Below are 252 nucleotides of genomic sequence, written 5' to 3'. Positions count from 1 at the left end.
CGTCACCGTCATCAAGGACGGCTGGCACGGCGACACCAGCCGGATGTACCACGTCGGCGAGCCCTCGGTGCTGGCGAAGCGCCTCGTCGACGTCACCTTCGAGGCCATGTGGCGCGGCATCCGCACGGTCCGCCCCGGCGCCACCCTGGGCGACATCGGCCACGCCATCCAGAGCTATGTCGAGGCCGAGCGCTTCTCGGTGGTGCGCGAGTACTGCGGGCACGGCATCGGGCAGGTCTATCACGAGGATCC

1 protein-coding gene is annotated in these 252 nt (G+C 69.4%); it reads left to right on the top strand.

Annotated elements, in window-relative coordinates:
- The coding region (locus tag FLQ44_RS21190) for a M24 family metallopeptidase (RefSeq protein ID WP_147695961.1) at positions 1–252 on the top strand (252 nt) is incomplete at both ends.

It is taken from the genome of Vogesella mureinivorans (assembly GCF_007644035.1).
GTDB lineage: Bacteria > Pseudomonadota > Gammaproteobacteria > Burkholderiales > Chromobacteriaceae > Vogesella > Vogesella mureinivorans.
Note: the sequence above shows the minus strand (reverse complement) of the source record. Positions and strands in the feature narration are given on the sequence as shown.